The following is a 22,004-nucleotide window of genomic DNA, read 5'->3' on the forward strand; positions in this document are numbered from 1 at the left end:
CAGGGAAGTTAAGAATTCAGATTTGGTTTTAAGTAAAAATCTCCACTTCTTAATTTTCCTGACTCCGAAACCAGGGTCCTGTGGCCGAGTGGCTAGGCAGAGGTCTGCAAAACCTTTTACAGCGGTTCGAATCCGCTCGGGACCTCTTCCAAAGTATCGATTTTAGACGTATACTTTTGCACGAGTAAATACCATCCGATGAGCATCAGAGCCGCTCGGATGGTATTTTTTTTAGATTTAGTTTTTGTTTAAAATGACCTCGAAACGAGGGAAATAGTTCTAAAAAAATCAGTTACTTAGACAAAGTATAAATAAAATCGTATGGTAAAATATCAAACCGCATATGTTTGATTAAAACCGTTCCTGTGCTACTTTTGTGCGTTAATGGAAAATAATTAGTAGGTATGCATACTGATTTTATCGGTTTCTCATTGATTAAAATGTACTCAAGAAGTGTAATAAGTACTTTGGTAATTGTACTGATAGCACTGTTCAGTAGCTATCAGTCTGTCGCCCAGGATGCCGCGGCTGGTGGTGGCGACGCAGCAAAAGGGAAGGAATTATTCTCGACTTTATGCCAACAGTGTCACGCCGTTACGGACGAAAAAGTCATCGGTCCCGGCTTGAAAGGAATCACTAAACGCCGTGACACGGCCTGGCTGCTGAAGTGGGTCAAAAACCCGCAGGCGGTTATTTCCAGTGGTGATGCCTATGCCACCGCGCTGTATGCAAAATTCCAGCCGCTGGTGATGCAGAGCTTCCCCGATTTATCGGACGACGACATCAAGAACATCCTCGCTCACATCGATGCATCTGCCGCTCCGGCTCCTGCTGCCGGTCCCGCAACTGGTGGTGCTGTAGCTGCAACAGCGACCCCGGCCAGCGAAAGTCCTTCCGGCTTATTTACCGCCGTCTTGGTTGCATTGCTGGTTGTGATGTTACTGGTTCTGGGAGTATTGCTGGTTCTGGTAACCATCCTGTCAAAAGCGGTTGGCCCAACGACCGGTGAAGGCGGACAAGCGACGCCATTCCTGCAACGGCTGAAAACCAGTCTCGGTGCAGCCGCCAGCAACAGCACACTCCGCTCCATTGTATTGTGGCTCTTTGTTTTTGTAGTAACCAAGCAAACGTTCGACGGGCTGTACAGCGTTGGCGTTTCGCAGGGCTATGCTCCGAAACAACCCATTGCGTTTTCCCACAAACTGCACGCCGGTCAATATCAGGTCAATTGTAATTACTGTCACACCAGCGTTTACAAAGGGAAAATCGCTACCATTCCTTCGGCCAACATTTGTATGAACTGCCACGGTGAAATCAAGCGCGAATCACCGGAAATCCAGAAAATCTACAAAGCCATCGAAACCGATACCCCGATTGAGTGGGTGCGGGTCCATAACCTTCCGGATCTGGCGTATTTCAATCACGCCCAGCACACCAACGTAGGCCAGGTCCAATGCCAGACCTGCCACGGCGAAATCGAAAAAATGGAAGTTGTTGAACAACGGTCGTCATTGACGATGGGCTGGTGTATCGACTGTCACCGGAAAACCGAAGTTGCTACGAAGGATAATGCTTACTACGATAAATTAGTGGCCCTCCACAAAAAGGGAAGCAAAGAACCGTTGCGTGTGGCTAATATTGGTGGCCTCGAGTGTTCAAAGTGCCATTATTAATCACATCGAATCCCACAAAACAGTTGAACGAATCATAAGGACTGTATGGAAAGTACAAATAAACGGTATTGGAGGGGACTGGAAGAACTACGGAATGACGAATCATTTGTAAAGAATGCGTACAAAGAGTTCTCCGACACCGATATTAATAAATCGACCGAATCAGGAAGTATCGTCGACGGAATTGGTAGTGACCGTCGGGATTTCTTAAAAGTACTGGGATTTGGTATGGCGGCCGTTACGTTAGCGGCCTGCGATACGCCGGTTCACAAGGCAATACCTTATATTAATAAGCCGGAGAGCACCTTTCCGGGCATTGCCGATTTTTACGCATCTACTTACAGCGAAGGCGGTGATTATTTCCCGGTTTTGGTAAAAACCCGCGAAGGTCGTCCCATCAAGATTGAAGGGAACCCGTCTTCAAGCATTACCAAAGGAGGAACTTCGGCCCGCGTACAGGCGTCGGTTTTATCGCTCTACGACAACGATAAACTGAAAGGTCCGAAAAAAGGTGAAGCCGACAGCGATTGGGACACCGTTGATAAAGAAATTCTGGGCCTGTTGCAGCGCGGTGGAGCTATCCGCATCGTTTCGTCAACGATTCTGAGCCCGACTACCAAATCAGCCATTGCGGCTTTTATCGCTAAATATCCGACAGCTACTCACATTCAGTACGATGCCAATTCGGTATCGGGACTGGTTCAGGCCAATTTAACTTCGTTTGGTCAGGGAGTTATTCCTTCCTACGATTTCAGTAAGGCCAAAACGATTGTCAGCGTCGGTGCCGACTTCCTGGGCAGCTGGATTGCGCCTAACGAATACACGGATCAATACATTGCAACCCGTAAAGTAGGCGCTAACGCCGGTAACAAGAAAGAAATGTCGCGGCACTACCAGTTTGAAACCGGGTTGTCGTTGACGGGTTCCAACGCTGATTATCGGACGGCCATCAAGCCTTCGCAGGAAGGTCTGGTCGTTGCCGCTCTTTATAACAAGGTAGCAGCTAAATTGGGTGGCACACCGGTGAGCACGGCTTCGGTCGATGTTGCTTACCTGGATAAAGCCGCTGCTGATCTGGCGGCCGCACGGGGTGCCGCGCTGGTAGTCTCCGGTTCAAACGATCCCAACGTTCAGGTGTTAGTAAATGCACTGAACAATTTGCTGGGCAGCTATGGTGTCACCATTGACCTGAGCCGTCCGGTTAATTACCGCCAGGGTAACGATGCCGCGATGAACGCTTTCATCAGCGATGCCAAAGCCGGTCGGGTACAAGGTGTGATCTTCTACGCAGCCAACCCGGTTTATGATCACCCACGCGGTGCGGAATTGAAAGAAGCGTTACCAAGACTCGGTTTATCCGTTTCATTTGCCGATCGTTCCGACGAAACTGCTTCCCTCTGTAAATACACCTGTCCGGCTTCTCACTATCTCGAGTCATGGGATGTGTCGGAACCCAAAGCTGGTTTTTACAGCCTGACGCAGCCAACGATCAATACGATTTTTAAAACCCGTCAGCCGCAGGCTTCCTTGCTGAAATGGGCGGGTCTGAATTCGAATTACGAAAACTACATTAAAAGCTACTGGCGGAGCACGGTTTATCCACAAGCCGGAAGCTCGTTGTCATTCGATCAGTTCTGGATTCAATCCCTGCACGATGGGGTTCTTGAACTCCAAACTGCTTCGGCTGCCGCAGCAGGTGCCTTCAAACCCGAAACCGTTGCAGCCGCAGCGGCCGGGGTAGCTCAAAAATACAAGCCGAACGCAACCGGAATCGAATTAGCACTTTATGAAAAAGTAGGTATCGGTACCGGGGCGATGGCCAACAACCCGTGGTTGCAGGAATTGCCTGATCCGGTTTCTAAAGCCTGCTGGGACAATTATGCGTGTCTTTCGCAAAAAACCGCTACGGAACTCGGCGTTCAGGCGTTTGATCTGGTTTCGGTGGAAGTAGCTGGTAAACCCGCACTGGAATTGCCGGTACTGATTCAGCCCGGACAGGCGGATGGTACGGTTTCAATCGCAATTGGCTACGGCCGGGAGAAAGCCGGAAAATCGGCTGACGGCGTTGGTAAGAATGCTTATCCGTTGGTATCGGTTTCTGCCAACGCGTTGTTGTTCTCCGCTACAGATGTGAAAATCAGTAAGTCGGGCGGTAGCCGCACGATTGCCCAAACCCAGACGCACGACACCGTAATGGGTCGCCGGGCGGTTATTCAGGAAACGGTTTTAGCAGCGTATAAAAAAGATCCGAAAGCGGGCCGGTATTTCCCGAAAGTCGTTACGTCAGAAGGTCCGGTTTCACCAACTGATATCTCCCTGTGGAAAGGTTACGAAAAAACCAACCACTCCTGGGGAATGATCATTGACCTGAACTCCTGCACGGGTTGTGCCGCGTGTGTGATTGGTTGCCAGGCCGAAAATAACATTCCGGTCGTTGGCCGGCAGGAAGTAATCAACCGGCGCGAAATGCACTGGATCCGGATCGACCGTTACTACAGCAGCGATGCCGAACCCGAAGATCGGAAAGGACTGGAAATTGCTTCCTCCAATCCGGAAGTGGTTTTCCAACCGATGCTTTGCCAGCACTGTTCGAATGCCCCCTGCGAAACCGTCTGCCCGGTATTGGCAACGACGCACAGCACGGAGGGCCTGAACCAGATGACGTACAACCGCTGTGTGGGAACGCGTTACTGCGCGAACAACTGTCCGTACAAAGTTCGTCGGTTTAACTGGTTCAAGTATTTCGACAACGACAACTTCGATTACCACTTTAACAACGACCTCGGGAAGATGGTTATCAACCCGGATGTAACGGTTCGTTCGCGGGGTGTAATCGAGAAATGCTCATTCTGCGTACAACGGATCCAGGAAGGTAAACTGACGGCCAAGAAAGAACGCAGAAGACCGAAACCGGATGAAATTCAGGTTGCCTGCGCGCAGGCCTGCCCAACCGGTGGTATCGTTTTTGGTGACATGAACGATCCGGAAAGCACGATCTCAAAACTGTTGAAAGAGGAAAATGACGCACGGGCTTTCCAGGTGCTGGAAGAAATCAACGTAAGACCGCAGATTTCGTACCTGACGAAGATCCGGAACAAGGATGAAGAAGCCAAGCCGGTGGCAGCCGCTGCTGAGCACCACGCCGAGTAATTCATCCCCGATTGTGTATTTCTAGTTCGTTAACCATTAGCATTAAAATAACTAACCATGCACGTTACATCACCCGTGAGAACCCCACTGGTAACCGGGGGTAAGACATATGCCGACGTGACGGAAGACATCTGCAAGCAGGTGGAAGGGAAACCAACCCGCGCCTGGACTATCGCATTTGTCATTTCTTTTGTCGTGTTGATTTACGGTACCTGTTGCGTCTTCTGGACGTGGTGGGAAGGTCTGGGTGTCTGGGGTTTGAATAAAACCGTCGGCTGGGCCTGGGATATTACCAACTTCGTGTGGTGGGTAGGTATCGGTCACGCCGGTACGCTGATCTCCGCCATTCTGTTGCTGTTCCGGATGAAATACCGGACGTCGATCAACCGGGCGGCAGAAGCCATGACGATCTTCGCCGTTATCTGTGCGGCCAGCTTCATTCTGATGCACATGGGCCGCCCCTGGCTGGCTTACTGGGCGCTGCCGCTGCCGAACGCCTTCGGCTCGTTGTGGGTAAACTTCAACTCGCCACTGGTTTGGGACGTATTCGCCATCAGTACGTATTTCACGGTTTCGCTGGTTTTCTGGTACATGGGTCTCGTCCCTGACCTGGCTACCATCCGCGACCGCGCTACGAGTAAAGTATCACGCTACATTTACGGTGCTTTCTCATTAGGCTGGAACGGCGGTGCCAAAACCTGGGCTCGCTACGAATACATCAGCTTGATTCTGGCCGGTATTTCTACGCCACTCGTATTATCCGTTCACACGATTGTAAGTATGGACTTTGCTACCTCGGTTATCCCGGGCTGGCACACGACTATCTTTCCTCCGTACTTCGTAGCGGGTGCAATCTTCTCCGGTTTTGCGATGGTGCAGAACCTGATGCTGATCACGCGGGTGGTTTTCAAACTGGAAGACTATATCACGTTCGAGCACATCGAGTCGATGAATAAAATCATCACGCTGACGGGGTCGATCGTGGGGGTTGCCTACATCACGGAGTTCTTTATTGCCTGGTATTCGGGCGTCGAGTACGAACGGTATGCGTTCCTGAACCGGATGTTAGGTCCGTACTGGTGGGCATACTGGGCGATGATGACCTGTAACGTAATTTCTCCGCAGCTGTTCTGGTCACGGAAAATCCGCCGGAGCATAACCTGGACGTTCGTTTTGTCCGTCATTGTAAACATCGGGATGTGGTTCGAGCGGTTTGTAATTATTGTTACCTCGCTGCACCGCGATTACCTGCCTTCAAGCTGGGCGATGTTTTCACCGACAATGTTCGACATTGGTGATTACATCTTTTCGTTCGGCCTGTTCTTCACGCTGTTCCTGTTGTTCGCCAAATTCCTGCCAGTGATCAACATGTTCGAAGTGAAAGCCATTATCCGGTCGGCATCTGAAAAATTACCGGCATCCGTATCGGGTGTTGCCAAAGGGGAAAGCGTAACCAGCCCAACGTTCAATAAAAACGTCGAATAACGGGTTGCATTTTCTCACTTAATTTCCCTGAAGAATCGGTTCAAAATTTCATTATAGCAATGTCTCATCATAACGATAGCGCGAAATTTCTGGTAGGCGTTTACGACGACGACGAAGTCGTTCTGAAAGCCGTTACCGAAGTTAAGAGCGCGGGTGTACGGATTCACGAAGTATATACACCATTCCCCATTCACGGTCTCGATGTTGCGTTGGGTCACCCGCGCACCCGCATCGGTATTGCGGCATTCCTTTTTGGTTTGACCGGTTTTTTAACGATGGTGTCGTTGACATTTTATACGATGGGTTATGACTGGCCAATGATAATCGGGGGAAAAGATAACTACGCTTATCCGGCATATGTTCCCGTTATGTTTGAGCTTACCGTTCTTTTTACGGCCCTTGGCATGGTCGGTACGTTCCTGGTATCCAACGGATTGGGGCCCACGACAAAACCGCTGATGTTCGATCTTCGCAGTACGGACAATAAATTTGTAATGGCAATCGACCTGGGTAAAAACAAAAAAACGGAAGCAGAAATTGCGACGGTTTTGCGGGCGTCGGGAGCTGCTGAAGTAAATGTGAAACAATTTTAATCCGACTGACGACACATGAAGTTTACGCGATTTAACCGCTCTCTTCTGGTGATGGCAGCCGCCATGCTAACGATAACCGCCTGCAAGCGGGGTCACGACAATCCGGGCAAAACCTATGCGCCGAATATGTACGAGCCCGTTGGTTACGAGCCATACAAACAGGAAGAAGGTTTCAAAACTCCTTATACAGAAAAAGGTACCAGGGGAACGGCTCTGTGGCTGCCCGTTAAGGGAACGGTTTCCCGTCGGAATTACAATACGAAGTTTAGCGATAGTTCGGCCCGTGATCTGATGATTTACAACATTCCGGCCGACAGCATCGAAATTGCGGAGCGTACGCTGGTGAACCCGATCCCGCTGAACGAAAAAACACTGGCTGAAGGCAAAGAGTACTATTCTCGTTTTTGCCAGCATTGCCACGGCGAAACCGGCAAAGGCGATGGGTTGGTAGCGGCCCAGTACAAAGGTGTTCCGAATTATTCATCGATGTCCGGCATGAAGGAAGGACATATTTTTCACGTGATCACAAACGGTCGAAACCGGATGTGGCCCCACGGATCTCAGATAACGCCCGAAGACCGCTGGAAGATCGTGCATTATGTGCAGAAATTACAGAACGGGGGTTAAACAGAATATTGAAGACTAATTATAGTTCATAAAGGAATGGCTCATACACATTCAATCGCGTCTGTTGACGAACAATTTGAATTTACAGCCGAAAGCAAACGTCGATTGACCATCGGTATTGTTGCTGGAGTCGTGTTGGTTGGCATTGGTGCTTATCTGGCTGCAAAAGGTATTGGCGGGCATGAACATGCTGAAGCCGCACACGGGGCTGCAGCTCATGGCGAAGCGGCACACGGAGCGGCCGCTGCCCACGGCGAAGCCACCCACGCGGCCGGAGGTCACCACGAGTATAAGTGGACAACCCGTTTGTGGGCCAACGTTTGGGTAAACACGATTTATTTCACGGGAGCAGCCGTAATCGGTATGTTTTTCGTAGCCTATAATTACCTGGCACAAGCTGGCTGGTCGGCAGTTTTTAAACGTATCCCGGAAGCATTGCCTGCCTTTTTACCAGTAACCGGGGTAATTGCTCTGATTACCTTTTTTGTAGCCGGACACGATCTTTTTCACTGGACACACGAAGGTTTGTATGAAGTTGGCGGACCGGAATATGACCCGATTATTGCCGGAAAAAGCGGTTTTCTGAACACGCCGTTTTTCCTGATTCGATTGGTTTTCTACTTCGTATCCTGGTACTTATTATGGCGGATTGTCCGCAAATTTTCCCTGCAGGAAGATCTGGAAGGCGGCACGGAGTATTATGAGAAAAGCATCAAGTATTCAACGGCTTTCCTGGTTGTTTTTGCTGTAACTTCATCAACGTCAGCCTGGGATCTGATAATGTCAATTGACACGCACTGGTTCAGTACCATGTTTGGCTGGTATACGCTGGCTAGCTGGCACGTAACCGGTCTGGCAATCATTACGCTGACGGTAGTTAGTTTGAAAGAACAAGGCTACCTCAAAGCTGTTAATGACAGCCACCTGCACGATTTGGGTAAATTCATGTTCGCTTTTAGCATCTTCTGGGCGTATGTGTGGTTTGCACAATTCATGCTGATCTATTACGCCAATTTACCGGAAGAAACAATCTACTATCGGGAGCGTTTCAGTGGTTATGGAGGGATCTACAAAGCACCTTTCTGGATTAATATATTCATGTGCTTTGTCTTTCCGTTCCTCGTTCTGATGACCCGGGATGCAAAACGGACACCAATTATCCTGAAAATTGCTTGTTGGGGAATTCTAGTTGGACACTATTTTGATTTTTACAACAATATCATGCCGGGTACGGTAGGTGAGCACGGCGGTTGGGGACCGATGGAGTTCGGAATGATCCTGATCTTTGCCTGTGCATTTATCTGGTCGGTATCGGTGCAGCTTACGAAGGCAAACCTGATTCCAAAAAATCACCCGATGTTGGAAGAATCTTTGCATCACGATATTTAGGAATTAGTACAATTTTGTATTCATATTCATTCATAGATTGCTATGGTTTATATTGTAGGACTGTTGGCATTGGTATTTCTGATACTGGCCATTATGGTGCTGACGCGATTAACCTCCGTTTTAAAAGGAGCTAATACCGACGAAACGACCGAGGAAAATTTGGGAGCAAGTGCGAGTAACCGGGTCAACGGGTTTTTATTTATAGCATTTTTTGTACTCGGAGTGGTTGGTGCAACCTGGTCGTTTTTGCACGCGTCGCAGTTTTTTCTGCCCGAAGCCTCTTCACCGCACGGACGTCATACTGACAGTTTGTTCTGGTTAACGATGTCAATTATTACGATTGCATTTGTCGTTACCAATGCACTGTTGTTTTATTTTGCGTTTAAATACCAGTATCGTAAAAACCACCGGGCAACCTATTATCCGGAAAACCACAAACTGGAGTTGATCTGGACGGTTATTCCGGCGGTCGTAATGGCCCTGCTGGTATTTACCGGCTGGCGTGCCTGGCGTGACATTACCAAGGAAGCGCCAGCGAATGCATTGAACATTGAGATTGTGGGTAAGCAGTTCAACTGGGAAATGCGTTATCCAGGCGTTGATAATGACAAACTCGGTAATTACAATTATAAATTAATCGATGCTGCCAACAGCCTGGGAATTGATCTGGAAGATGAGCAATCGTTTGATGACGTAACGGTTTCGAGCGAAATGCACATTCCGGTGAATCGGCCGGTTTTGTTGAAAATCCGTGCGAAAGACGTACTGCATAGCGTATTCATTCCGCACATGCGGGTGAAAATGGATGCGGTTCCGGGCATGCCGACGCGTTTCTGGTTCATTGCCGACAAAACAACGGAACAGATGCGGAACGAAACGGGTAATCAGAATTTTAAATACGAGATTGCCTGTACGGAAGTATGTGGTCAGGGGCACTTTTCGATGCGGACGACACTGGTTGTTGAAGACGAAGAATCCTACAACAAGTGGATGGCCGAGCAAAAACCCTGGTTAACGAAAAACCCGGATTACCTGGCTCGCGTACCGGAGAAACTGAAAGCCAAAGCCGCTAAATACGTACCGGCCAATTCAGCGGAAACGCCGTCTGACAGTACAGCCGCGCCAGTGGAAGAAGGAGCAGGGGCATCACCCAGCGCATCGTTGCGATAATTAATTAAAGAGACTTTATAAAATTCAGACACTATGGCAACCCTTGAAACGAACGCAGCAGCATCGGCAGCTCATGTTGAAGAACATGATCATCACGAAGAGCTGAGTTTCATACGGAAATATGTGTTCTCGGAAGATCACAAGACGATTGCAAAACAATACATGTTTTCGGGCATATTCTGGGCGATAATTGGTGCATCGCTCTCCGTATTGTTCCGTTTGCAGTTAGGTTTTCCCAACGCGAGTATGGAGTGGCTTCGTCCGCTGCTCGGTAACTGGATCGATGAATCCGGCAAACTCGACAAAGAATTTTACCTGGCGATGGTTACCATGCACGGAACCATCATGGTATTCTTCGTTTTGACGGCAGGCTTGAGCGGTACATTCAGTAACTTCCTGATTCCGCTGCAGGTCGGTGCCCGCGATATGGCATCCGGTTTTCTGAACATGCTTTCCTACTGGTTTTTCTTTTTATCCAGTGTATTGATGTTCTCGTCGCTGTTCATCGAAACCGGTCCGGCGTCCGGTGGATGGGTGATTTACCCGCCGTTGAGCGCATTGCCACAGGCGATGTCGGGTTCCGGCTTGGGGATGACGCTCTGGCTGTTGAGTATGGCAATTTTCATCGTTTCGCAGCTGCTTGGCGGTATTAATTACATCACGACGGTTATTAACCTCAGAACGCGCGGAATGTCGTTCAGCAAAATGCCGCTGACGATCTGGGCGTTCCTGCTGACGGCCATCCTGGGTCTTATTTCTTTCCCGGTATTGTTGTCGGCAGCTCTGTTGCTGATTTTCGACCGGAGCATGGGAACCAGCTTCTACCTCTCTGAGATCTACATTGGTGGAGAAGCGTTGCCAAACATTGGTGGTAGCCCGATCCTGTTCCAACACTTGTTCTGGTTCCTGGGTCACCCGGAAGTATACATCGTACTGCTGCCAGCGCTGGGTATTACTTCTGAAATCATCGCTACGAACTCCCGCAAGCCGATTTTTGGTTACCGGGCCATGATTGCATCTATGATTGGTATTGCATTCCTGGCGTTCATCGTGTGGGCTCACCACATGTTTGTAACGGGTATGAACCCATTCCTGGGATCGATCTTCATGTTCCTGACGCTGATTATTGCGGTTCCATCGGCCGTAAAAGCGTTCAACTACATTACGACTCTGTGGCGTGGTAACATCGTTTTCACCCCGGCCATGTTGTTTTCCATCGGTCTGGTATCCTTCTTTATTTCAGGTGGATTGACCGGTATTATCCTGGGAAACAGCGCGCTCGATATTCAATTGCACGATACGTATTTTGTTGTAGCTCACTTCCACCTTGTGATGGGAGCGGCTTCGGCCTTTGGCTTTCTGGCGGGTGTTTATCACTGGTTCCCGAAATTCTTCGGACGGATGATGAACAAAACGCTGGGTTATATTCACTTCTGGTTTACGTTCGTCGGAATTTACCTGGTTTTCTTCCCCATGCACTACATCGGGATTGCCGGTTTCCCACGTCGGTATTATTCATTCACTACCTACGAGGCTTTCCGCACGTTTGGTGACCTGAATATGTTCGTGAGTATTGCCGCTATTTTCACGTTTACGGCGCAGTTCCTGTTCATCTGGAATTTCTTCTACAGCATTTTCAAAGGCAAAAAGGCTCCGCTGAATCCTTGGAAATCAAACACACTGGAATGGACCACTCCGTTGCACCCAGGACACGGAAACTGGCCGGGCGAAATCCCAGCGGTTTATCGTTGGGCGTATGACTACAGCAAACCGGGTGCAACCGACGACTTTATTCCGCAGAATGTTCCTTATTCTCAAACTCCAGAATCGAATCTGCCGCATGAAAATGCCCTGATTGCGATCGAGAAAGAGATCGAGGCACAGAATTACAATGACCAGTTCAAACAGCCTCATTGATAGACGCGAACATTTGTTCCGGCGACTGGCACTGCTGACGGTCATCACGATTTATCTGCTGATTGTGGCGGGTGGGATTGTCAGGAGTACCGGTTCCGGAATGGGTTGCCCGGACTGGCCGAGGTGTTTCGGACGGTGGGTACCTCCCACCGAAGCATCTCAACTTCCTCCCAATTATCAGGAAATTTACGGTGCCAAACTAAAGGGGGAAATTGAGTTTAATGCGGCCAAAACCTGGATCGAATACGTCAACCGGTTATTGGGCGCTTTTGCCGGCCTGCTGGTTTTTGGATTACTCGTTGTCTCCATTCCTTATTTGCGAAACGATAAACGGGTTTTTTACGGCAGCCTTCTATCGTTTATCCTGATAGGGTTGAATGGTTGGCTGGGGTCCCGCGTAGTAGCAACGGAATTGGCTCCGTACCTGGTAACATTGCACATGTTGCTGGCAATTCTGGTCGTTTTTGTCCTGCTCTACGTAATGACGGTTTCTTATTCCGGGCGCGTAACCATCGAATCTGTTAACCGCAATAAATCCACGGTCAATCAGATTTTGATCTGGACACTGGTTTTTTCGACCATTCAGGTTTTGATCGGAACGCAGGTTCGGGAAGCCATCGATGAAGTAATTCAGCGAATTGGATATAGTGAACGGTATCGCTGGATCGAGAATCTGGATTACCGGTTTTATATTCACCGTACGTTTTCCCTGGTTATTCTGGTGTTTCATCTGGCAGTCATTTATCAACTGCGGAAACATACCACCACCAAAGGAATTCTTTCTCAACTAACGACCAGCCTGCTAGTGCTGGTTATTGTGGAGATTCTGACAGGCATAATTTTAGCCTATTTTTCAGTTCCGGCTGCCGCCCAGCCCATTCACTTGACGCTGGCAGTCGTAATTCTGGGATTGCAGTTTACGGCATTACTGATGCTCAATGCCGACCAGTTGTTAAAAAATCGGGCTGTCGAACAGCTCCATTATTCATAAATAAGGAATGCAACAAACCAAAACCGTTGGTGTTAGTACGTTCGCATTAAAGAGTAAAGCGTACTTCGATTTACTGAAATTTCGGTTATCCGCATTTGTTGCCTTATCCGGCATGTTTGGTTACAGCCTGGCTGTTAGCCGGATGGATTGGGTGAAACTGGGCATTTTAGCCATTGCCTCACTGGCGATGACCGGAGCGGCAAATATCATCAATCAGATTATTGAAAAAGAATACGACAAACTGATGAAGCGCACGGCGGGGCGTCCGTTGCCAACCGGTCGTTTGAGTGTACAGGAAGCGGCTTTTTTTGCATTTGTCTTATTCGTAGTTGCCTGCTATTTATTCATCGTCTTCTTCAATCTGCAGGCTTGTGCGCTCTCGGTACTTTCGTTGCTCCTGTACGGGTTTGTTTATACGCCCCTAAAGCGCGTTGGGCCGATTGCGGTTTTCGTAGGAGCTTTGCCAGGTGCCTTTCCACCGATGATAGGCTGGGTAGCAGCCACCAATCATTATGGACTGGAACCCGGAATTCTGTTTGCGATTCAGTTTTTCTGGCAGTTTCCGCATTTCTGGGCCATCGCCTGGGTTGCGGATAATGACTATACAAAAGCCGGTTTCAAATTGCTGCCTTCAACCGGAGGTAAAGACGAAAAAACCGCTTTGCAAATCATGATTTATACGTTGTTTCTATTGCCAGTTGGCTGGTTACCCTATGAGCTGGGAATGACCGGAATCAGTTCGGCAATTGTGGCAATGGTTTGTGGAATTCTATTTCTGACTCAGACGTTTTACCTAATGAGAAAACGGACGGACAAGGCGGCTTTACAGATCATGTTTGGATCATTCCTGTATTTGCCGATTGTTCAGATTGCCTTCTTGTTAGACAAATTGTAACAAACTATGAGCGAAACAGTTAAATTTTTGCCAGTGGCGGAGGAGCCCGAAGAAACCTTATCGATGAACCCCAAAAAGTTCATCTTGTGGATGTTCGTGGTCAGTATTGTGATGTTGTTTGCGGCAATGACGAGTGCCTATCTGGTTCGCCGGGCCGAAGGGAACTGGCTGGAGTTCAAAATGCCGACCATTTTTATGTACAGCACGGCAGTGTTGCTTGTCAGCAGTGTCTCTATGCATTGGGCGTATCGGGCGGCAAAAAAAGATGATTTTGGGGTCCTGCGAACAGCAATTTCGATTACTTTTGCGTTCGGGCTGGCCTTTTTAGTGATGCAATTTCTGGGCTGGAAAGACCTGGTGGCTCAAAACGTGTATTTTGTCGGTAATCCATCAGGCTCGTTCATGTACGTTTTCACCGGTTTGCATGCTTTTCACCTTGTGAGCGGTCTGATCGTGCTGTTATATGCACTTCGGGCGGCTTTTCGGCTGAAAATCCACGCCAAAAACATGACCCAGATTGAAGTTTGCTCGACCTACTGGCATTTTTTGGATATTTTGTGGGTCTATTTATTTGGCTTTTTATTGTATTTTAATTGATTCAATTTCCGTAAAGTATGTCTGCTACTGCAACGACCGAAGCACCAGTGTTCGACAAGAAAACCTGGATGGGTGGCGTAGAACCGATGAAAGTGAGCTATGGTAAGCTCATGATGTGGTTTTTCCTCATTTCCGATACCTTCACTTTTTCTGCATTGCTGGTAACCTACGGGTTAATCCGGTTCAGTTTCCAGGCATATGATCCGGCCATTCACGGCGAGTTTCATTTCTCGAATCTGTACTGGCCGATTCCGGAACGCGTGTACGAAGCCGTACCGTTCCTCCACGGTATTCAGTTGCCGCTGGTGTTTGTCGGTATCATGACCTTCATCCTCATTTTCTCATCGGTTACGATGGTATTGGCGGTAGAAGCGGGTCACCGGATGGACAAAGCCGCCGTTGAGAAATACATGTTGTGGACGATTCTGGGCGGTTTGACGTTCCTGGGAAGCCAGGCCTGGGAATGGACGCACTTTATCCACGGAACCGACGAAGGTTCAGTAATCCGGGAAATCGTTAACGGGCAATGGGTAGAGCGGACGATTTTTGGCGCTAACCTGACGGAAAACCAATATGGGCCTCCGGCCTTTGCGGATTTGTTCTTTTTCATCACCGGTTTCCACGGAACCCACGTTCTTAGCGGGGTGGTCCTGAACATCCTGATTTTCTACCGCACCTCTTTTGGTTTGTACCAGCGTCGGGGCCATTACGAAATGGTGGAAAAAGTCGGTTTGTACTGGCACTTTGTCGACCTGGTTTGGGTGTTCGTCTTTACGTTCTTTTATCTGGTTTAATATTTTTCAGCGATACCATCATGGCAGATCATAGCTCACATCACCACGATACTGAACCCGGCGTTATTGCCGAACCGCAAACCAAAGCCATCTGGCGGACGTTCGTTATCCTGTCCGTTTTGACGGCATTCGAATTCCTGATTGCTTTCACACTGCACCACGGTTTTCTGAAAACGTCGATTTTCGTTTTGATGACCATCGTGAAGGCCTTCTACATTGTTGGTGAATTCATGCACTTGAAACACGAGGTAAAATCACTGATCTGGGCCATTGTTCTGCCTTGTATCTTTGTCCTCTGGTTGTTGCTTGCCTTGCTGATGGAGGGAGGCTTCATCTTCATTGCAAGGTAATATGGCGCGCTTTTTAAAAGCCGGAATCCTCCTGCTCCTGTTGGTGGTTCCGGCTTTTGTTTTTATTTTTCTTAAGGTATTCGGCCAGAATCAATTCAACCTTCAGACGTTTTTTCCGGTTATCGACGCCAAAACCGGGAAGATTGAAACCCGGCCCGCGCGTAACCCCGTTTTAGGAAACGATACCCAGGATACGGTTTTCTACACGCTGCCGATAATTACAGGAACACTGCCGGATAAAAAACCGTACTCTACGGCGGCTCTGCGAGGCAAGATTTACGTCGCATCATTTATCGGGCTGGAGTGTGATACGACCTGCGCAAAGGTCGCCGGGCAACTCAATCGTGTTCAGGATATTTTTTCCCAGAAACCGGAAGTCATGCTGGTGTCGTATGTGGATAAAGATTCGGTAGCGGCCCAAGTTCGTAAATCATACGACGTACAGCCCGATAAATGGCTTATTGCCAAACCCGATACGCTGGAAACTACGTTTATTGCCGAACAATATTACCGCGTTAAGCAGCGCCCGATGACCGGACGCAAGAACGAAACTTTTACGCTGTACGAGGGGTTAGTACTGATAGATCATGAAGGGCACATCCGGGGCTTTTACAATGGGACCGACAAAACTGATGTCGATCGGCTGGTGTTGGAAATCAGAGTTTTAATGGATATTTATGCTAAATAAGGCGTTCACTGCGAATGGTAGGATTACAGATTGAACAAAGCAAGAAATACAGTCGGCTGATTAATATTCTGGCGATTGTGATTCCGGTGGTGGTCGCGGTTTTGCTGGGCATTCGCCAGAAAGTAGATCTGGGTAACTGGACAACGTACCTGCCGCACATCAATGCTGTTATCAATTCGGCTACAGCGGTTTTGCTGATGGTAGGTTTGTACTTTATCAAACAGAAAAATATTCCGGCGCACCGGGCAACCATGCTGACGGCTTTCACGCTCGGTTTTGTTTTTCTGCTGAGTTACGTCCTCTATCACCTGTCGAACGAATCGACACCATTTGGTGGACAGGGCCTGATCAGACCGGTTTATTACTTTTTGCTCGTTAGTCATATCAGTTTGTCAATTGTGGTAGTTTGGTTTGTGTTACGGGCGGTTTATTTTGCACTGAGCGGTCAGATCGCCAAACACAAAGCGGTGGTAAAATGGGCGTATCCAATCTGGTTGTATGTCAGCATTACCGGCGTTATCGTTTATTTTCTGATTGCTCCTTATTATCGTCACTAATTCCGTGTTGATCATGAAAACCTGGAAAATCATTTTAGCCCTTGGAGTCCTATCCATCCTGACGATGACGGATACATTTGCGCAATGCGCCATGTGTCGCGGAACGGTGGAAAGTACCATGAGTAACGGGCGCAATCACGTGGCGGTGGGGTTGAATACCGGTATTCTCTATTTGTTGGCGACCCCATACCTGCTGGTAGCGATTGTAATCTTTCTTTGGATAAGAACCAGCAAAAAAGAACATGGCAAACGTCTCGCAATTGCAAGCCGTGTCCGGGGGGCTCTGTCCCAGATGTAGGCAGGGAAAAATTTTCAAATACCCGATTTATAACCTTCGGCGGTTTGATGACATGTACGAACATTGCCCGCACTGTGGTCTTCGCTACGAAATCGAACCCGGTTATTTTTGGGGAGCCATGTTTGTCAGTTACGCGCTGTCGGCGGGGGTTGCTCTGGTACTCGGTTTTCTGGTTTTCTACGGTTTAAATGATCCGGGCGGCTGGACGTATGTGTTGATTATCTGTCCGGCGCTGGTGTTGATTACACCCATCAATTTCCGGATTTCCCGAATTGTCTGGCTTCACTACGTATCCGGAATCCGGTACGACCCCGGCAAAACTTCAGAATTTTAAGGCATTTTAAGCCCGGTCCAATGGACCGGGCTTCTTTTTTTAAATAATTTCAGCCGGGCGTGCAACCTCAGCCGATCCGGTTTGCATCTTGCTACTGAAAACGATCTTAACCTGCATGATTCGACGATTACTCGGATATTCAACGGAAGCGCAGATGATAACTGCACTGCAACGGGCGGACAGCCGGGCGCAGAAGGCGTTATTTGATCGGTATTCGTCGAAAATGCTGACAATCTGCGTTCGTTATGTCTCCAACCGCTACGAGGCTGAGGAGATTCTGATGGACGGGTTTATGCGGGTTTTTGAAAAAATCGGGCAGTATAAAAGTGAAGGGAGTTTTGAAGGCTGGATTCGGCGGATCATGGTCAATGAATCCCTGATGTATCTGCGTCGGATCAAACAATGGAAGGCCGAAGTCGCGTTGGAAGATACCTTGCCGGAAGCCGACACCACCTTTGCCGATCAGGATCTGATGGCCGAAGACCTGTTGAATCTGCTCGAACAATTGCCGGCCGGTTACAAAACGGTTTTTAATCTCTATGCCATTGAAGGGTATAGTCACGCCGAAATAGCCGAATCATTAGGAATAACCGAAAGTACATCCAAATCGCAACTGCACCGGGCGCGGGCGCTCCTGCAACGGCTGGTTGCGCAGGCAGATGTAAAAAAAAAATCAATAAGTTATGAGCCAGCATCCTATTGACGATCTGTTCGCCAGACAGTTAAGAGATCACGGAGTAAAACCGGAACGGGCTACCTGGGAAGAGTTGCAGCGACGAATGAACGCGAAAGAAGAGCGTAAATCATCCTTTATCTGGTGGTATGCGTCAGCGGCCAGTGTGGGCCTGCTTCTTTTGGCTTCGTGGTGGCTGTGGTCGGGTGATGAAACCGGCAAAGCCGATTTGGTGAACAACCGGATTGCCCATCAGGCAACGAAGAAAACCGCTCCGGCTAAAACGAAAGCTGCGGAATCGCAAACGAACGCGTTGCGGGCAGTTGAAAAGATAGATGAACCGGTGATCGCTTATGAAAAAACCGCTGAAGCCGGAAAAGAAAACCGGATCGCAGCGGTTCGCCGGACGGACCAAACCGCTCCACAGCCGGTTCAGGGACCAATCGTGAGTGAAAAACCGGTTGTTCCGGCTACACCGGACGAGCCACGGAAACCGGAAACGCTCATTGCCGAAGTTACTTCGAAAGAGCCGGAACGAACGCTGGTGGTGCAGATTGCCGCGCCGGAAATCAAACCGACGACGCTGGTAGCCGCTACTGAACCAACGCAATCCGAAAGTGCAGAAGATACCGACGATCAACCCCGTAAAAAGCGGTTTCGGCTGGGCCGGGTGTTGCGCCAGATCAACAAACTGAAAGCCGGTGAGCCTGTCGAGTGGAATGAAGTGGGGGTTCAGCCGGGAACCTTACTGGCCCGTGCTTCCGAAAAAGTGCACGAAGGCAAAGAGAAACTGACGGATTCGTACGAAAATCTGCGGTACAATGCATTCAAGAAAAATTCAAACAACAAATAGAACAACCATGAAGTACGTATTCACCACTCTCCTGATGCTGTTCGGTAGCCTGGCATGGGCCGCTGCCGAAAGTGCGCAAGCCGATTCATTAGTCATTTTGTTCGGGAATAAGACCCGCCTGGTGATTCATTCCAACGACAAAGCCGGAATTCGGCAGTTGTCCAATTACGACATCAATAAGATTATCCGCGACATGGGTATGAAGCTGGATTCGGCCAGAGCGGGCGAAACATTCGTTGTCATTGATGAAAACCGGGTACAGCGGTATTTGCGGGATACGGTTCTGATCGTCACACAGCGCGACGGCGAAGTGCAGGTAACCATCAAGGAATCCGAAGGCCGCCGGTACGATAACTCTGACGATAACCACGATTCAGACTGGTCGGGCCGGAGCAAAAACCGCCGTCGGAAAAATGATAATTGGGACATTGGGGTTGACGGGGCTGGAATTGGGCTGAACACGCTGGTGGAACGAAGTGCCAATCCGAATTATCCCAAAGAAAGTTATCAGTTGCGGCCATTGGGATCACGCTACCTCAGTCTGGCTCTGAGCCAGATGCCGACCATTGCCCGGAGCCAGCATGTTGCGTTCAAGATTTTTTACGGGCTGGAGGTTTCGTGGAATAATTACATGTTTGAGAATGACGTCATTGCTCAGAAAGGCCCCAACGGCATTGTTTTCGCGGACGCCGGGCGGGATTTGAGAAAGAGCAAGCTGACGGTTTGTTCGGTGAATCTGCCGCTGGTGCCGCGGCTCAGCTTCTACAACAACAGTGGTCGCAAAATGGGCCATCTGGGTTTCGGCGGCTACGTCGGCTACCGGGTCGATAGCTACACAAAAATCAAGGAGCAGGACAGCAACAAGGAGCGGCAGCACTCGGATTTTCACCTGAATGATTTCCGCTACGGCCTTATTGCGCACATCGGCGTGGCCCGAACCAACTTTTTTATCAAGTACGATCTCAATTCAATGTTCAAAACCGACAAAGGGCCGGACGTTCGGGCACTAAGTTTCGGAATCGGTTTATAAAAACTCATCACTCCTGAAAACCGCCCCTGGTGCAAGCAGGTGGCGGTTTTTATTTGCGGCTACAGATGTCGATCTAAATTTATTTTAAGTGAATAGTTGACTTAGCAAAAAAAGCATGTAATTTTGCAACTCCATTGGCAGACGTGCTGATCGAGAGACAGTAAAAAGTGCATTTTAAGGCTGAAAGGGGAGTTTCCAGAGTGGCCAAATGGATCAGACTGTAAATCTGCTGGCGTACGCCTTCGGAGGTTCGAATCCTCCACTCCCCACCAGTAAATAGTTGTTAGTTTTTAGTATATAGTTTGTCGTTTTGACTTTAACAATAAACCGTAAACATAAAACTGATAAAAAGCGGGAGTAGCTCATTTGGTAGAGCGGTAGCCTTCCAAGCTTCAGGTGGCGGGTTCGAGCCCCGTCTCCCGCTCCAGATAATGAATAGTGTATGATGGATATGACGAGTCAATCATTTTCATTTTACATTATTCATTTTTCGTAGTAGTCAGTAAAAAAAGCCGTTGTAGCTCAGGGGTAGAGCACTTCCTTGGTAAGGAAGAGGTCAGGGGTTCAAATCCCCTCAACGGCTCTGAAACGGCTAAATTTTAAACAATAATAATTAACCAGTTCAATTTAAGCTTTTCCAACAATGGCTAAAGAAAATTTTGACCGTTCCAAGCCGCACGTCAATATTGGTACGATTGGTCACGTTGACCACGGTAAGACGACCCTGACCGCTGCCATCACGAAAGTTTTGTCAGAAAAAGGTTTGGCCGAAAAACGCGACTTTTCGTCAATTGACAACGCACCGGAAGAAAGAGAGCGTGGTATTACGATCAATACTTCGCACGTAGAATATTCGACAGCAAACCGTCACTATGCACACGTTGACTGTCCGGGCCACGCTGACTATGTGAAAAACATGGTTACGGGTGCCGCTCAGATGGACGGCGCTATCCTTGTGGTAGCTGCTACGGACGGCCCAATGCCCCAGACTCGCGAGCACATCCTGCTGGCCCGTCAGGTAGGTGTACCTCAGCTGGTTGTTTTCATGAACAAAGTGGACATGGTCGACGATCCGGAACTTCTGGAACTCGTTGAAATGGAAATCCGCGAACTGCTGAGCTTCTACGAATACGATGGCGACAACATTCCGGTTATCCAGGGTTCTGCGCTGGGTGGTCTGAATGGCGACGCGAAATGGGTTGCAACGATTGAAGACCTGATGTCTAACGTTGACAGCTACATCCCGCTGCCTCCACGTCAGACGGAACTTCCGTTCCTGATGCCGGTTGAAGACGTGTTCTCAATCACGGGTCGTGGTACGGTTGCTACGGGTCGGATCGAGCGCGGAATCATCAACTCTGGCGAGCAGGTTGAAATTCTGGGTATGGGTGCCGAAAACATGAAATCAGTTGTTACGGGTGTTGAAATGTTCCGGAAAATTCTGGACCGTGGTGAAGCCGGTGATAACGTAGGTTTGCTGTTGCGCGGTATTGAAAAAACCGATATCCGTCGGGGTATGGTTATTTGCAAACCCGGTTCAGTAAAACCGCACGCTAAATTCAAAGCTGAGGTATACGTTCTGTCGAAGGAAGAAGGTGGCCGTCACACGCCGTTCTTCAACAAATACCGTCCGCAGTTCTACTTCCGTACCACGGACGTAACGGGTGAAATTTCACTGCCCGCTAACGTTGAGATGGTTATGCCCGGTGATAACATCACGATCGAAGTGCAACTGATCAACAAAATCGCCATGGAGAAAGGTCTTCGTTTCGCTATTCGCGAAGGTGGCCGGACGGTTGGTGCAGGTCAGGTAACTGAAATCCTCGACTAATTTACGAACAAACAGGCAAGTGCATTTCTTTCGGGGGATGCACTTGTTTTTTGTGAATATTTAGTAACTTTGCAGTCCGTTTCGGCGGAAAACAGGAATAAGGAGAAAA

The 22,004-nt window shown here is 48.8% G+C and carries 21 protein-coding genes and 4 tRNA genes; all 25 read left to right on the plus strand.

The window, feature by feature from the left end; all coding sequences use genetic code 11:
• Nucleotides 1–74: 74 nt before the first annotated feature.
• The 25 genes from GJJ30_RS08480 (at nt 75) to tuf (ending at nt 21,895) form a co-directional block, all read left to right on the plus strand.
• A tRNA-Cys gene (locus tag GJJ30_RS08480) sits at nt 75–145 on the plus strand.
• A 295-nt stretch (nt 146–440) separates the two neighbouring features.
• Nucleotides 441–1,673 (plus strand): c-type cytochrome, encoded by a 1,233-nt coding sequence (locus GJJ30_RS08485; RefSeq protein WP_438821595.1) that lies wholly within the window; start codon nt 441–443, stop codon nt 1,671–1,673.
• A gap of 45 nt (nt 1,674–1,718) precedes the next feature.
• Complete coding sequence (locus GJJ30_RS08490; RefSeq protein ID WP_154174719.1) at nt 1,719–4,823, plus strand: TAT-variant-translocated molybdopterin oxidoreductase; 3,105 nt, start codon at nt 1,719–1,721, stop codon at nt 4,821–4,823.
• Between the two features lie 57 nt (nt 4,824–4,880).
• Nucleotides 4,881–6,308 (plus strand): NrfD/PsrC family molybdoenzyme membrane anchor subunit, encoded by a 1,428-nt coding sequence (gene nrfD / locus GJJ30_RS08495; RefSeq protein ID WP_154174720.1) that lies wholly within the window; start codon nt 4,881–4,883, stop codon nt 6,306–6,308.
• A gap of 59 nt (nt 6,309–6,367) precedes the next feature.
• On the plus strand, nt 6,368–6,901 hold the full coding sequence (locus tag GJJ30_RS08500; protein WP_154174721.1) for a DUF3341 domain-containing protein: 534 nt from the start codon (nt 6,368–6,370) through the stop codon (nt 6,899–6,901).
• Nucleotides 6,902–6,916: 15 nt separating this feature from the next.
• Nucleotides 6,917–7,528: a c-type cytochrome gene (locus GJJ30_RS08505; protein WP_154174722.1), complete on the plus strand. Its 612-nt coding sequence runs from the start codon at nt 6,917–6,919 to the stop codon at nt 7,526–7,528.
• A 36-nt stretch (nt 7,529–7,564) separates the two neighbouring features.
• Nucleotides 7,565–8,917 carry a quinol:cytochrome C oxidoreductase gene (locus tag GJJ30_RS08510; protein ID WP_154174723.1) on the plus strand — a complete coding sequence of 451 codons (1,353 nt, stop codon included), beginning with the start codon at nt 7,565–7,567 and terminating at the stop codon, nt 8,915–8,917.
• A gap of 42 nt (nt 8,918–8,959) precedes the next feature.
• A complete protein-coding gene (gene coxB / locus GJJ30_RS08515) occupies nt 8,960–10,087 on the plus strand; it encodes a cytochrome c oxidase subunit II (protein WP_154174724.1) in 1,128 nt (375 codons plus the stop codon).
• Between the two features lie 33 nt (nt 10,088–10,120).
• Complete coding sequence (locus GJJ30_RS08520) at nt 10,121–12,004, plus strand: cytochrome c oxidase subunit I (RefSeq protein ID WP_154174725.1); 1,884 nt, start codon at nt 10,121–10,123, stop codon at nt 12,002–12,004.
• Nucleotides 11,979–12,995: a COX15/CtaA family protein gene (locus GJJ30_RS08525; RefSeq protein ID WP_154174726.1), complete on the plus strand. Its 1,017-nt coding sequence runs from the start codon at nt 11,979–11,981 to the stop codon at nt 12,993–12,995. The genes GJJ30_RS08520 and GJJ30_RS08525 overlap by 26 nt, the downstream gene beginning before the upstream one ends.
• Before the next feature lie 7 nt (nt 12,996–13,002).
• Nucleotides 13,003–13,890, plus strand: coding sequence for a heme o synthase (gene cyoE / locus GJJ30_RS08530; protein WP_154174727.1), 888 nt, complete (start codon nt 13,003–13,005; stop codon nt 13,888–13,890).
• 6 nt (nt 13,891–13,896) lie between these two features.
• On the plus strand, nt 13,897–14,487 hold the full coding sequence (locus GJJ30_RS08535; RefSeq protein WP_154174728.1) for a cytochrome c oxidase subunit 3: 591 nt from the start codon (nt 13,897–13,899) through the stop codon (nt 14,485–14,487).
• A 17-nt stretch (nt 14,488–14,504) separates the two neighbouring features.
• Nucleotides 14,505–15,281, plus strand: coding sequence for a cytochrome c oxidase subunit 3 (locus GJJ30_RS08540; RefSeq protein WP_124878939.1), 777 nt, complete (start codon nt 14,505–14,507; stop codon nt 15,279–15,281).
• A 20-nt stretch (nt 15,282–15,301) separates the two neighbouring features.
• Nucleotides 15,302–15,631, plus strand: a complete 330-nt coding sequence (locus GJJ30_RS08545) for a cytochrome C oxidase subunit IV family protein (protein WP_154174729.1) — start codon at nt 15,302–15,304, stop codon at nt 15,629–15,631.
• Nucleotide 15,632: 1 nt separating this feature from the next.
• A complete protein-coding gene (locus GJJ30_RS32160) occupies nt 15,633–16,319 on the plus strand; it encodes an SCO family protein (protein ID WP_205880544.1) in 687 nt (228 codons plus the stop codon).
• A gap of 14 nt (nt 16,320–16,333) precedes the next feature.
• Nucleotides 16,334–16,876 carry a DUF420 domain-containing protein gene (locus GJJ30_RS08555; RefSeq protein WP_154174730.1) on the plus strand — a complete coding sequence of 181 codons (543 nt, stop codon included), beginning with the start codon at nt 16,334–16,336 and terminating at the stop codon, nt 16,874–16,876.
• 13 nt (nt 16,877–16,889) lie between these two features.
• Nucleotides 16,890–17,174, plus strand: a complete 285-nt coding sequence (locus GJJ30_RS08560; RefSeq protein WP_154174731.1) for a hypothetical protein — start codon at nt 16,890–16,892, stop codon at nt 17,172–17,174.
• A gap of 52 nt (nt 17,175–17,226) precedes the next feature.
• On the plus strand, nt 17,227–17,508 hold the full coding sequence (locus GJJ30_RS08565; RefSeq protein WP_229313033.1) for a DUF983 domain-containing protein: 282 nt from the start codon (nt 17,227–17,229) through the stop codon (nt 17,506–17,508).
• 115 nt (nt 17,509–17,623) lie between these two features.
• A complete protein-coding gene (locus tag GJJ30_RS08570) occupies nt 17,624–18,211 on the plus strand; it encodes an RNA polymerase sigma factor (protein ID WP_154174733.1) in 588 nt (195 codons plus the stop codon).
• A complete protein-coding gene (locus GJJ30_RS08575; RefSeq protein WP_154174734.1) occupies nt 18,192–19,034 on the plus strand; it encodes a hypothetical protein in 843 nt (280 codons plus the stop codon). The genes GJJ30_RS08570 and GJJ30_RS08575 overlap by 20 nt, the downstream gene beginning before the upstream one ends.
• A 7-nt stretch (nt 19,035–19,041) precedes the next feature.
• A complete protein-coding gene (locus GJJ30_RS08580) occupies nt 19,042–20,064 on the plus strand; it encodes an outer membrane beta-barrel protein (RefSeq protein ID WP_229313035.1) in 1,023 nt (340 codons plus the stop codon).
• Nucleotides 20,065–20,250: 186 nt separating this feature from the next.
• Nucleotides 20,251–20,336, plus strand: a tRNA-Tyr gene (locus GJJ30_RS08585).
• Nucleotides 20,337–20,415: 79 nt separating this feature from the next.
• A tRNA-Gly gene (locus GJJ30_RS08590) sits at nt 20,416–20,491 on the plus strand.
• A gap of 84 nt (nt 20,492–20,575) precedes the next feature.
• A tRNA-Thr gene (locus GJJ30_RS08595) sits at nt 20,576–20,647 on the plus strand.
• 60 nt (nt 20,648–20,707) lie between these two features.
• Nucleotides 20,708–21,895 (plus strand): elongation factor Tu, encoded by a 1,188-nt coding sequence (gene tuf, locus GJJ30_RS08600; RefSeq protein ID WP_154174735.1) that lies wholly within the window; start codon nt 20,708–20,710, stop codon nt 21,893–21,895.
• Nucleotides 21,896–22,004: the final 109 nt, after the last annotated feature.

The organism is Larkinella terrae (assembly GCF_009668025.1).
GTDB classification, from domain to species: domain Bacteria; phylum Bacteroidota; class Bacteroidia; order Cytophagales; family Spirosomataceae; genus Larkinella; species Larkinella terrae.